General features: G+C 56.5%; 8 protein-coding genes and 2 pseudogenes. 7 read left to right on the forward strand and 3 right to left on the reverse strand.

Features of this window, described 5'->3' with window-relative positions:
• A pseudogene (locus tag B8746_RS17470) lies at window positions 1–441 on the reverse strand (IS3 family transposase); the annotation flags it as partial.
• A gap of 1 nt (window position 442) precedes the next feature.
• Here B8746_RS17470 and B8746_RS17655 point away from each other — a divergent pair.
• A pseudogene (locus B8746_RS17655) lies at window positions 443–1,383 on the forward strand (TraB/TrbI/VirB10 family type IV secretion system protein); the annotation flags it as partial.
• Window positions 1,384–1,386: 3 nt separating this feature from the next.
• Complete coding sequence (locus B8746_RS16215) at window positions 1,387–1,647, forward strand: DUF2274 domain-containing protein (RefSeq protein ID WP_084394761.1); 261 nt, start codon at window positions 1,387–1,389, stop codon at window positions 1,645–1,647.
• Between the two features lie 517 nt (window positions 1,648–2,164).
• Here the strand turns inward: B8746_RS16215 and B8746_RS16225 are convergent.
• Together B8746_RS16225 and B8746_RS16230 are read right to left on the reverse strand one after the other, a co-directional pair.
• On the reverse strand, window positions 2,165–3,346 hold the full coding sequence (locus B8746_RS16225) for an NAD(P)/FAD-dependent oxidoreductase (RefSeq protein WP_084394763.1): 1,182 nt from the start codon (window positions 3,344–3,346) through the stop codon (window positions 2,165–2,167).
• Between the two features lie 30 nt (window positions 3,347–3,376).
• Window positions 3,377–5,992, reverse strand: a complete 2,616-nt coding sequence (locus tag B8746_RS16230; RefSeq protein ID WP_084394764.1) for a helix-turn-helix transcriptional regulator — start codon at window positions 5,990–5,992, stop codon at window positions 3,377–3,379.
• 211 nt (window positions 5,993–6,203) lie between these two features.
• On the opposite strand from B8746_RS16230, the gene B8746_RS16235 reads away from it, so the two are divergent.
• From B8746_RS16235 to B8746_RS16255, 5 genes are all read left to right on the forward strand, one after another.
• Window positions 6,204–7,415 carry an alkane 1-monooxygenase gene (locus B8746_RS16235; protein WP_084394765.1) on the forward strand — a complete coding sequence of 404 codons (1,212 nt, stop codon included), beginning with the start codon at window positions 6,204–6,206 and terminating at the stop codon, window positions 7,413–7,415.
• 173 nt (window positions 7,416–7,588) lie between these two features.
• The gene (locus B8746_RS17660; protein ID WP_084394766.1) at window positions 7,589–8,074 is read left to right on the forward strand and encodes a rubredoxin; all 486 of its coding nucleotides are present in this window, start codon (window positions 7,589–7,591) and stop codon (window positions 8,072–8,074) included.
• Between the two features lie 10 nt (window positions 8,075–8,084).
• Window positions 8,085–9,530 (forward strand): aldehyde dehydrogenase family protein, encoded by a 1,446-nt coding sequence (locus B8746_RS16245; RefSeq protein WP_084394767.1) that lies wholly within the window; start codon window positions 8,085–8,087, stop codon window positions 9,528–9,530.
• A gap of 31 nt (window positions 9,531–9,561) precedes the next feature.
• Window positions 9,562–11,190 (forward strand): GMC family oxidoreductase, encoded by a 1,629-nt coding sequence (locus B8746_RS16250; protein ID WP_084394768.1) that lies wholly within the window; start codon window positions 9,562–9,564, stop codon window positions 11,188–11,190.
• 147 nt (window positions 11,191–11,337) lie between these two features.
• Window positions 11,338–12,960, forward strand: a complete 1,623-nt coding sequence (locus B8746_RS16255; RefSeq protein WP_188657465.1) for a long-chain fatty acid--CoA ligase — start codon at window positions 11,338–11,340, stop codon at window positions 12,958–12,960.
• Window positions 12,961–13,001: the final 41 nt, after the last annotated feature.

Genomic DNA, 13,001 nt, shown 5'->3' on the forward strand with positions numbered 1-13,001 from the left:
CTTTCAGCCCTTCACGCCGCCAGATGCGATACACCCGCTTCTCGTTCACATGCCAGCCATCCCGTCTCAGCAGGGCCGTGATGCGGCGATAGCCATACCGGCCGAACCGCTCGGCCAGGGCGATGATGGCCGCTGTCAGCATGTCCTCATCCTGGCGTGGCACACGCGGCTTGCGCTGAGTGGAACGGTGCTGGCCGATCACGCGGCAGGCCCGGCGCTCGGTTGCGCCGAGTGTCTCCACCACATGATCGACCGCATCGCGCTTGCGTGAAGGGCTCAGAACTTTCCCTTGATGACTTCCTGAAGGATCTGGTTGTCGAGAGTCAGATCAGAGATCGCCCGGCGAAGCCGTGCATTCTCCTTCTCCATCTCCTTCATCCGCTTGGCCTGGCCAACCTGCAGCCCGCCATACTCCTTGCGCCACCGGTAGTAAGTCTGTTTTCTGTCACGCCTTCCGACCGACTACACACACATACCCCAACTTGGACCGCCGCTGCCCCGTGAACTCGGGCGGCCGATCCTGTCAGCTCAACAACGGGGGCAGCCCGTGTCGGCGGTCGTCGATCCTGACGAACAGCGACGGTTGCAGGAGTTGGAGGCAGGCCGACTCAGCCGACTTTTCGCCGAAGCCATGACCACCATCGATGACCAGCCTCAAACTTCGTCTGCAGTCGCTCCTTTACAATCCGGCGCCGGATCGTTCTTTCCCGCGAGCGTAACAAGCGCAGCAACTGATGCCACGGACAGACGGGAAGCCTTCCTCGACGAACCCGTTGACCGCCGCACGACAAGCACCGACCGGCTTGTCGATCCGCCAAGCCCCTATGTTGTCCAGGCCGGTGCGGTCATTCCGGCGGCGTGGTCACGGGTTTGCGCCCGGACCTTCCCGGTCAGATCACCGCGCAAGTGACGTCCAATGTCTATGACAATCCGACAGGGCGCTTCCTGTTGATCCCGCAAGGCTCGCGTCTGATCGGTGAGTACGACAGCCGCGTCGCCTTTGGGCAGAGCCGTGTGCCGCTGGCCTGGACACGCCTGATCCTGCCCAATGGGCGATCCATTGTTCTCGAACGCCAGCCCGGCGCCGACGAAGCCGGCTATGCCGGGCTCGAAGACGGCGTCAACAACCACTGGGGCCGGCTATTCATGGCGGCTGGTCTGGGTCTGGCCACTGTCCTGAACATCGGCGTGGAACTTGGCGCCAACGATGACGATGACATTGCTCGCGCCATTCGTGAGGGAACCCAGGACACGATCGGGCGCGCTGGAGACGAGATCGTCCGCCGTCAGATTTCCATCCCGCCGACCTTGACCATTCGGCCCGGATTTCCGGTCCGCGTCATGGTCACGCGCGATCTCATCCTCGAACCCTATCGGAGTTGACCTATGACTAAACTGAAACTGGGCGCCATCCCCGACGACAAGCCCGTCAAGCTGAGCATAGAACTTCCCGCAGAAATCCATCGTGATCTTATTGCTTATGCCGACGTTCTCGCGCGCGAAACTGGACAGAAGAACGAGCCTGCGAAACTCATAGCGCCGATGCTGGCGCGGTTCATGGCGACAGATCGTGGTTTCTCGATATTTCGAAAAAGTGGCCGGTCGCCTTCCTCCCGCCGGTCAACGTCGGAACCACAAATCACCTGATTTCCGAAGCTTCATCATCACGGCCATCCAGGCATTGAGCGTTCAATCACCAAAAAAGCTTCGCCTTCCGGTGGCTACCGCCTGTGAGGAACCTGGCGGGAGGGCTGGATCGCCAGCCGTCAATGTCCTGTTGAGTATAGCTGTCTTTGTGGTAAGAAAACAGGGTGGCAGTCGTCGCGATGCGCACAGTCGCCTCCGCCTTGCGCAATTTCGATATGATTTCTTCAGGCCGAAATCGCTTTACCTCTATGAATGCAGCCAGGTGATTCTTTGTTCGTGACCGCGTCCAAAGGGATCGGGTCAGTGCGGGCATTCTGATGCATGTCCATGTGGTGTTCCTCCGGCGAAGTTGACGTGTCGGAACATCAGTCTCCTCCGGCATCGCCCATTGGACAACCTATTGAAAGTTCAAATTCAGGCGCGAAGAACGAGGTGGGGAATCTGTCTAATACTCTGGATGCGGCTTCGAAGCAGAAAAAGTGACCGAACTCGCCCCAAAATCAGACCTGATTGCGGATTATTGAGTGTCAACTGGAATGCGAGGAGAAATCGCTCTCGCAAGGGCGCTCTGACGAATGGGAAGGTTTACGATCTCGGCTGCGATAAGACGTTCGCCGCATTTCAGATGCGTTTCCAAAGTTGATGGATGCTGAGAGGCATTGCTGCGAACCAGATCGTAACCGGACGATATTCCGACCGCCTGAACCTTCATGTCTTTGAGATCGGACCAGAACCGTGGGGGAACTGGGGTGGGACGTTCTTTGTTGCAAATGGCCGCTGCCGCAATCTGGGCCTGCGTGGTTGCATTGTGAATGGTTTCGATACGCAGTTTTCCGGATGCGAATTCGTTTTCACCGCGGGCACAATCTCCGATTGCGAATATTTCGGAGTCAGATGTCCGCATGTCCTGATCGACGCAGATACCATTGTCACATTCCAGGCCCGCGGCTTCGGCAAGCGCAATATTGGGTGTTGCACCAATCCCCGCCAACACGAGATCGGTCTTTATTTGGGATCCATCGCCAAGATGGATCGAGGAAACGCGGCGTTCAGCGGCGCCGAACCTCTCAATCTTCTGATTGAAGAGAAACTGAACACCGGCATCTTTCAGCTTCTGAGTAACGAAATTGGTTGTTGCGGGTGAGGCAACGCGGGCCATGGCACGAGCGGCGGCCTCGACAACAGTGACGGTTCTCCCAAGATTGACCGCGGCAGAGGCCACTTCGAGCCCGATAACACCGGCGCCAATGATTGCAACGTCGCGACAGCCAGGATCGCTCAAGGCTTGGCGAAGCCTTGCCGAATCGCCCAGGTCTCTCAGATAGTGGATCCCTTTCAGGTTCGCGCCCTTCGCATTAAGACGACGCGGCGATGCCCCTGTGGCAAGGATCAAGGTATTGAATTTCATCGTCTTCCCGTCCGCAAAGTGGATTCTACGCTTATTCCTATCAATCTTGACGACCTTGCGCGCCCGCATCAGGTCGATGCGATTGTCTTCGTAGAATGAAAGAGGACGTATCAGAGTTGGTTGCGGTCTATCCGGTCCCTGCAGCCACGCCTTGGACAGAGGCGGGCGCTGATAAGGCAGCGACACCTCATCGCCAATAAGTTTTATCGCACCTTCGTAGCCATTCATGCGCAAGGTTGCGGCAGCATTTGTTCCGGCCACTCCATTGCCGATAATCACAGTTGTGTTCATGTTTCTTTCCTCCCCGGGTTTACCGATTGTTTAGATGAGGCTAAGCGAGCGCGCAGCCATTACTGCCTCGGTGCGATTGGCGACGTTTAGACCACGCAAAATTTTTCTGAAATGCCACTTCACGGTGTCTTCCGTGACATGCATGCGCACTGCAATTTCCTTGTTGCTCAGCCCAAGTGCGGCATGTTGCAGGACGATTACCTGCTTCTGACTTAAGGGGGCCGATCTATATGCAAAGGGGCGTTCAGTAATCTGCACATCATGCGCAGGTACTTTGGTCGTGGCGACCTGAGTTGTCCGTTCATCCAAGAACGCTTTCGCCGCTGGACTGATGACACGCAGAAAATGCCGCCTGTTTATCAAGGACCTGAAAGCGCCCAGTTGTTGTGCCTTCAGATCGGCATCGGCGATTCTTTTCAGCGCCTGCTTTTTTTCGCCGATCAGATAAATCGCAGTCGCAAGCGTATATTGGGCCCTGATTTCTCCGCGTTGGTCTCTGACGGCGGAAAAGTTGGAAAGGGCTTTTCGAGCGTGCATCTCGGCCAGGCCCAGTTTGCCGTCTCGCAGAAATCTTGAGGCTTCTAGCAAGGCGATTTCCGCCTGGATGGCGCGATTCTGGTTTGGCAGAAACACCAGATCTTCGACGGACGGAAGCGGCTCGGTCGTGAGCGGAATGCTGGTTCGGGTTCCCATAGCAAAGACTTCGGAGCCCAATCGCACCAGAATGCCCAGCCGCTTCAGACCGCGATCCTTTGCCAGCAGGCGGCAACGTTCAAGCAACAAGAACGCCTGCAATGTGTCACCCTGGCGAATATAGATCTCGGCCGCGCTTCGGACGGTGTTCCACACCACATCCGTCACCCCGAATTTCAGCGCAAAATCCAGAGCCTCTTGCACAAGACACTCATCGGGTGTGATCGACTCTTCTTCTGTTTGGACCTGAAGCTCGAAGGCCGCGAGCATTCCTTTGGTAAAGGGTGTGCACTCATGGGCGACGTTTTCGTTCTTCTGTGCCCGACGAATCTCGCTGCGCGCGCCATAGATGTCGCCATTGAGCAGCTTAGCCAGAATCCCAGCAGCAGCAAGCCAGCCAAACGCATAACGGTGACGGACCGCGCCGCTCACGACCGTGGCGGAGGCTATTTGATCTGAAAGGGCAGCAAACTGCCTGCCGGAAGCGGCGATGAATGCTCTGCACGTCTGTGCCGCGGCATGGCCGACAGGATTGGCCGACCCATAGGTATCAATCCAGGCCGCGCATCTTTCATCGCTTTCTTTCAATTCATCGTGGGTGGCAAGACCGATGGCATGCACCAGTTTCCCCCAGCCATTCGAATCTTCCTCCTCCGAAGGTGCGGAAACCCTCTGGTCGTTCAGCCTGGAAAGCACATCCTGTGCTTCCTGTGCGCGCTGACTGAAGTACAGCACCCAAGCATATCCGATAGCCAAGGATGGCATCTGAAGCAGTTTGGCTCTGGGAATGCCCGTGAACCAGATCGTCAAAGCCTCAATCTCTCCTTGTCTCAGGGCTAGATCTAACAGAGCTTGATCAGTTAGCCGTTTGGCCCAGCTGTGATCGTGTGCGCGAAGAGCAACGTCCACGACCAAACGGTACTCTTTTTTTCGCCAATGCCAGAATGCGATACGTTTTAGGAAATACGACCGACGCGAGCCATTTGCTTCGTTGAAACGATTGCGCAGGTACTCTCTCAGGGCCCGGTTCATTTCATAGCATTTTGGTTTTTCATCGCTGGACATCAAAAGCCCGTGGCGCGATGCTAGTTCTGCCAATTTGCAACTGGAATCGTTAATCTTGAACACATAATCGCTGCAGTCTGCCGTGATTTCCTCCAGCCAACTGGCGTTAATCAGGTGATCGAGGAGCGGCCGCGTAATCTGTGCCAGTACGTCGGTTTCGAAGTATGCCCGAATCTCTGAAAGGTCAGCGATCGCGTCGCCTGATGCTTTCGATTTGCCAGCCAGTGCGCATAGAAGCGGCCAACCAGCCGTCTTGTTGTATATCTTCGTCGCCCGGTCGGCTTCCAACGGTAGAATTGAACATGTCTCGTCAAGAGTGAAGCTTAACTCTCTTGGACCGATCGTCACCACATGCGAAACTACCGACAGGGTGACCAACGTGCCCGGTTGGTGCCCGCTTACTACCAGTCGAACGGCTTCTGGCGTTTCCAGGGTGATCGTTTTCAGAAATCTCTGCGTGGCGGCAGAGTCAGAAACGCCGTCCAAGCAAATCATGACGGGTCTTTTCCAATCGAAAAGAAGACGCAGTGCGATGGTCTCTGGGCCGCAATCACCGGACGTGACGGGAAGGTCCGGTGGCGAAAGCATTGCGACAATCGCGGTTGCAATAAGGTCCGCTTCAGAGACGCTCTCTGGCCAGGACGACGACAGGTCCAGATAGATACAATCGTCTCCTCGGTCGGCAGCTGATTGGGCGCACAAGGCGATCTGCACTGATTTGCCGAAGCCGCGAGGTGCCTGGTAAAGGAGGCATTTCGCGCCGGGGTGTCCCGCAATATCCAGTCTGTCACGTCTCAGGCAGCCCTGAGTCAATTTCTTTTGACGGACATTCATGCGTTCCAGAAAATCGTAGATGTCGTTCGGGATTGCGCTGGAGGTCTTAATCATCCCTCCCTCCCTGAAAGTGATGTATCGTAGGCGTGCCGACAACTTACCTAGCGCACAAAAAACTCAAAACTACACGAACGTGTAGTTGTGGAGTGATTTGATTGAGAGGCAGCTTAGGTCCAAGCGGCAAGAAGCAGCAAATACGAAACCGAGATGCTCTTCTGGCCAATACAGAAACTCACAACAGCCTTTTCGTAGGGAGGATAGACTGATGAGCGATCTAAGCCAAGCGTCCACGGCCCAAGCTGGTGCCGATGAAGTATACGTTGATAAGAAACGGTATCTTTGGATTTTGTCCGTATTCTGGCCAGCAACGCCGCTGATCGGATTGTATCTGGTCTCGGTAACCGGCTGGAGCATCTGGTACGGGACTGTGCTGATTTTATGGTATCTGGCGGTTCCGATGCTGGACGCTATGTTTGGCGAGGATTTTTCCAATCCCCCCGAATCGGCCGTACCTGATCTTGAAAGAGACCGATATTATCGCGTGCTTACTTATCTGACGGTGCCCATGCATTATGCGGCTTTGATCGGGTCTTGCTGGTGGGTCGCAACCCATTCTCTGAATGCGCTCGAATTCGTCGCGCTGGCACTGTCGCTGGGGGTCGTCAACGGTTTGGCGCTGAACACCGGCCATGAACTGGGTCACAAGAAGGAAGCTTTTGATCGCTGGATGGCAAAACTGGTGCTGGCAGTGGTGGGCTATGGCCACTTCTTCATCGAACATAACAAAGGGCACCACCGTGACGTGGCCACCCCGAAAGACCCGGCAACCTCGCGTATGGGCGAAAACATCTATTCTTTCGCAACCCGCGAAATCCCCGGGGCTTTCAAACGCGCTTGGGAGCTAGAAGAGGTGCGCCTTGAGCGGAATGGTAAGAGCGTCTGGAGCCTGGATAACGAAATTCTTCAGCCGCTGATCATTACCGTCGTTCTTTACGCCGGGCTGCTGGCATTCTTCGGGCCCATCATGCTTGTGTTCCTGCCCATTCAGATGGCGTACGGATGGTGGCAGCTGACCTCGGCCAACTATATCGAGCATTATGGCTTGCTGCGCGAAAAACTGCCCAACGGCAAGTATGAGCATCAGAAGCCGCACCATTCGTGGAACTCGAACCATATCATGTCCAACCTGATCCTGTTCCACCTGCAGCGGCACTCGGACCACCACGCGCACCCGACGCGGTCCTATCAATCGCTGCGCGACTTCAAGGATCTGCCTGCGCTTCCTTCAGGCTATCCCGCGATGTTCTTTGCTGCGCTTGTCCCCTCCTGGTTCCGATCGATCATGGATCATCGGGTCCTGGACTGGGCCAAAGGTGACCTGAACAAGATTCAGATCGAGCCCGGCATGCGCGAATACTATGACCGAAAATTCGGGTCGGTCGCACCTGCACAACCTGCCGCCATGCCCGCCGAATAAAACCCAGGCATGGCATCTCAGACAAAGGCGTTGGCCCCCATGGGGCCAACACTGACCTGACAAACAGCCCCTTGCTTTAACCCAAAGATGGGGCCGCAGACGCAACCGACAGAAAATCTGGAGAGACGCATGTGCTTGCCTGTCAACGCACGTGTGTGAGGGAGGAATGAACAATGTCTAAATATCAATGCCCGGATTGCGGATACACCTACGATGAAATCCTGGGGCACCCGCATGAAGGTTTCCCGCCAGGAACGCCGTGGTCGCAAGTACCCGAAGACTTTGCGTGCCCCGATTGCGCGGTCCGCGACAAAGAGGACTTTGTGCTGATCGGCGAAGCCGCAGCGCCTACACCAACCCCGGCACCGGCACCAACCCCGGCACCGACATCCGCTCCGGCCCCGGCACCCGAACCCGTGGCGGTTGCCGCTCCTGCCGCCGCACCGCCGCCTGCTCCGGTGGCACAGGCGGCCCCCGCCGCCGGAACCGCCTACCGGAAATGGCTTTGCATCACATGCGGTCATATCTACGACGAAGCCCTTGGCGACGAACACGAAGGTTTTCCGCCGGGAACTTTGTTCAGCCAGATCCCCGATGATTGGTGCTGCCCGGACTGTGGTGCCACGAAAGAGGACTATGTCCTCTACGAAGAAAAATAAGAGCGTGAACATGAATCAGGTTGCCTCATTTCCCGCCAAAACAGCCGGTGCCGATGACATCCGAGCGGCGTTTGACACCCAGGTTCGGGCACAACTTGCCCGACGGGCCAATTTTGACCGCAAGGCACGCATCGCACAGCTTGACCGGCTGGCAGAGGCCGTAAAGCGGAACGAGGACAAAATCATCGCGGCCTGCGCCGCTGATTTTCGCAAACCCGCCGAAGAAGTGAAACTGACCGAGATATTTCCCGTGCTTCAGGAAATCCGGCACACCAAACACCATCTGAAGTCGTGGATGCGCCCCAAACGGGCGCGCGCCACTTTGGGGGTGTTTGGCACCAAGGCACGGGTTCGCCCCGAGGCCAAGGGTGTATGCCTGATCATCGCGCCCTGGAATTATCCGGTGAATCTTTCGCTCGGGCCGCTGGTTTCGGCAATCGCGGCGGGCAACAGTGCCATCATCAAGCCGTCCGAAATGACGCCGAATGCGGCTCAGGTCATCACCGACATCGTGGAAGAGGCGTTCACACCGGACCTGGTCAAAGTCATCGAAGGCGATGCCGCGGTTTCCCAAGAGCTTCTGTCGCTGCCCTTCGACCATATTTTCTTCACGGGCAGTCCGACAATCGGCAAGGTCGTGATGGAGGCGGCTGCAAAGAACCTCACCTCTGTAACTCTGGAACTTGGTGGCAAGTCGCCCACTATCGTCGGGCCCAACGCCGATATCAAGAAGTCCGCGCGCAACATCGTCTGGGGTAAGTTCTCAAACAACGGTCAGACCTGTATCGCCCCCGATCATGTGTATGTGCACCGCGATGTTTCAGCTGCGTTCAAGACCGCGCTTCAGGCCGAGATCGGTCGGGTCTATGGGAAAACGCCCGAGGCACAAAAAGCAACGCCCGACTATTGCCGGATCGTGAACGATAGGCATTTTGACCGGGTGCGCAACCTGATCGAGGATGCCCGTGCCAAAGGCGCAAGTATCCTTCAGGGGGGTCAGACCGATGCGGGCCAGAACTTCGTTGCCCCGACGCTGATTTCCGAGGTTTCGGATGATATGGAAATCACTCAGGAAGAGCTGTTCGGGCCAATTTTGCCGATCATCGAATATGTTGATCTGGACAAAGTTATCGACAAGATCAACGCAAACCCCAAGCCCCTTGCTCTTTATATCTTCGACAAAAGCAAGGAATTCGCTGACCAGATTATCACGCGCACCTCTTCGGGCGCGGTGGGCGTAAACCTTACTGTTGTGCATTTCCTGCACCCGAACCTGCCATTTGGCGGCGTCAACAACTCCGGCATCGGGGCGGCCCACGGGGAATATGGCTTCAAGGCATTTTCGCATGAAAAAGCCGTGCTGGAGGAAAAGCATTCGATTACGCACATGCTTTTCCCGCCTTACACGGGCTTTGTACGCCGCCTCATAAACATCGTGGTCCGGGTGCTTGGATAACAGCCGCCCGGAACCAGTAGGGAGAGAAGAAATGTACGACTATATCATCGTCGGCGCCGGATCCGCCGGTTGCGTTCTGGCCAACCGGTTGTCTGCAAACCCGGCAAAACGCGTCGCGCTTATCGAAGCGGGCCCAAAGGATAAGAACCCCCTGATTCACATGCCAGTGGGGATCGCATTGTTGGCCAATAGCAAAAAGCTGAACTGGGCATTCGATACCGAACCACAAGAACATTTGAATGGCCGTAGACTGTTCTGGCCTCGTGGCAAAACACTGGGCGGGTCGTCGTCCATCAACGCCATGGTCTATATCCGCGGGCACAAGGCCGATTACGACTACTGGGCGTCCGAGGCAGGCACGGATGTCTGGGGCTGGGACCGCATGTCCGACCTGTTCAAGCGGATCGAAGACAACCATCGGTTCGGTGCAACCGACACCCACGGCAAGGGCGGCGAGCTTTCCGTGAGCGAGCTGAAAACCGTGAACCCTCTGAGCCGCGATTTCGTACAGGCTGGGCGTGAATTGCAGATTCCCCACAACGGCGATTTTAATAGCGGTTCGCAAGAGGGGCTGGGCATGTACCAGGTCACGCAAAAGGACGGAAGGCGCTGGAGTTCGGCGCAAGCCTTTCTGCGGGGGGCTGAGTCCCGTTCCAATCTTGAAGTCATCACCGACGCCCGTGTGACCCGCGTCGTCATGGAAGAAAAGTCCGCAACGGGTGTCACCTTGCGGCAGGGCAGTGAATATCGCCAACTGCGTCTCAATGCCGGCGGCGAGGTGATCCTGTCTGGCGGGGCCGTGAATTCGCCTCAACTCCTCCTTCTGTCGGGTATCGGGGATGCCCAGGAAATTAAACGCCATGGTCTAGCCGTCGTTCACGACCTTCCCGAGGTTGGCAAGAACATGGCCGACCACCTCGATGTAACGATTATGCATGCTGCTAGCTCACGGCGCCCGATCGGTGTCGCGCCCAGCTTTCTGCCGCGTGGCATTGGTGGTTTGTTTTCCTACGTCTTCAGACGTAAAGGGTTTCTCACGTCAAATGTTGCGGAAAGCGGTGGATTCATTAGGTCGTCCCCTGACCGCGACAGGCCAAATGTTCAGTTTCACTTTCTGCCCACATATCTGAAGGATCATGGCCGCAAGATCGCTTTCGGTTATGGCTATACGCTTCACATCTGCGATCTTTTGCCCAAGAGCCGCGGCTATATCGGCCTCAACAGCCCGGATCCGTTGGACGATCCTCTGATTCAGCCGAATTATCTTGGGGATCCGGAAGATATGGAAACGATGATTGCGGCCTTTAAAGCCGGACGCAGGATACTCGAAGCTCCGGCAATGTCTGCGCACAGCAAATACGAAGTGCACCCCGGCAAATCCGTACAGACCGACGATGAGATTGCGGCATTCATTCGGGAAAGCGCAGAAACAATCTATCACCCGGTTGGCACATGCCGAATGGGTGCGGACGAGGCTTCAGTTGTAGATCCGGAACTAAAAGTTCGCGGTGTATCTGGGCTGCGGGTGGTGGACGCATCCATCATGCCAAGCCTTGTCGCCGGCAACACAAACGCCCCGACCATGGTCATCGCTGAAAACGCGGCCGAAATCATTCTGGGGCAGGTGCGTGTTCTTGATCGGAGCCGGTCCGTTGCCTGAGCTTGGCGATAACAAATCAAACACTACCAGGTACCAAGGGTGCGATGGAGTCTGCTGCAACAAACTGCAAGCCGCGACCAGCAGCTTGCAGGCCGTTCAGCACGACCACAAGGCCGCTTTGAAACTCAAATCCGAAGAGGAAGTCAAATGCGCGGACAGATGATGGCGATGCCACTGACCATTCATTCACTGATCGACCACGGAGCGCGCTATCACGGCGACACCGAAATAGTTTCGGTGGAAACGGATGGCACAAAGACCAAAACGAACTGGAAAGGTATTTCCGACCGGTCCCGACAGCTCAGCTCGGCGCTGGCAAAACTGGGACTTTTCAAAGGGGATCGCGTGGCGACGATCGCGTGGAACAACGCGCGGCATCTGGAATGCTACTTTGGCATTTCCTGCGGTGGAATGGTATGTCACACGATCAATCCGCGCCTCTTCCCCGAACAGCTTGTCTATATCATCAACCACGCGGAAGACCGGGTCATCTTTTTTGACAAGACGTTCCTGCCGCTCATCGAAGGGATCAGAGAAAAGCTGACGACGGTCGACACCTTCGTCCTTATGTCCACGCGTGACGAAGAAGCAGCCAGCAAAATCCCCGGACTTGTGTTCTATGAGGATTTTCTGGCCACGGGGGACGAAAACGCCGATTGGGTGGATGTCGACGAAAATGACGCATCCAGCCTTTGCTATACCTCCGGCACCACGGGTAATCCCAAGGGCGTTCTTTATTCGCACCGCTCTACGGTGTTGCATTCCTTGGGCGCGGCCCTTCCCGATACGCTGAACATTTCTGCGCGCGAAGTGATGATGCCGGTGGTTCCGATGTTCCACGTCAATGCCTGGGGCATCCCCTATGCCGCCGCGATGGTCGGCGCAAAACTGGTCCTGCCCGGTCCGGGGCTTGACGGTGACAGCCTCGCACGGCTCATCGACGACGAAGGCGTGACGGTCGCGCTTGGTGTTCCTACAATCTGGCAAGGGCTTCTTGCATCGCTCGACAAACTCGGCTCCAAAGCCGAGACCCTCACACGGACGGTGGTCGGCGGATCGGCCTGCCCGCCTTCGATGATCGCCGAATTCCGCGACAAATATGGCACCGAAGTCGTGCACGCTTGGGGCATGACCGAAACCTCGCCTCTCGGGACCGCGAATGCCTTGCTGGAACGCCATGCAGGCATGACCGAGGAAGAGCAGGCGAAAGTGCGAGAAAGCCAGGGCCGCCCGCCCTATGGCGTGGAACTCAAGATCGTTGACGATGAAGGCAGCACACTTCCCGAGGATGGGGCGGCGCAAGGCAATCTTCGCATTCGCGGTCATTGGGTCGTAGACACCTATTTCGGTGCGGAACCGGGGACGACTTTGGAAGCCGACGGGTGGTTTGAAACCGGCGATGTGGCCTCGATTGATGCCGATGGGTTCATGACGATCCGGGATCGCTCCAAGGACATCATCAAATCTGGCGGTGAATGGATTTCCACCGTCGAGCTTGAGGGCATCGCGGTCGGTTATCCCGGTATCGTGGACGCCGCCGCAATCGCGGCAAAACATGAAAAATGGGACGAACGGCCGGTCCTTGTCGCGGTCAAGGCACCAGGAGCAAAAGTGTCAGAGAGGGATTTGATTGCCTTCTTTTCTGACAAAGTCGCCAAATGGCAGATCCCGGATACGGTCGTTTTTGTGGATGAACTTCCACGAAACGCAACCGGTAAGGTGCTGAAGAACAAGCTGCGGGAAGCCTATGGGTACGTGCTTCTGGCGTAGCCTGAAATCAGGCAAGCGGGTTTGCGGATCGCATGTTCCGC

Source organism: Henriciella pelagia, assembly GCF_002088945.1.
Taxonomy (GTDB): Bacteria; Pseudomonadota; Alphaproteobacteria; order Caulobacterales; family Hyphomonadaceae; genus Henriciella; species Henriciella pelagia.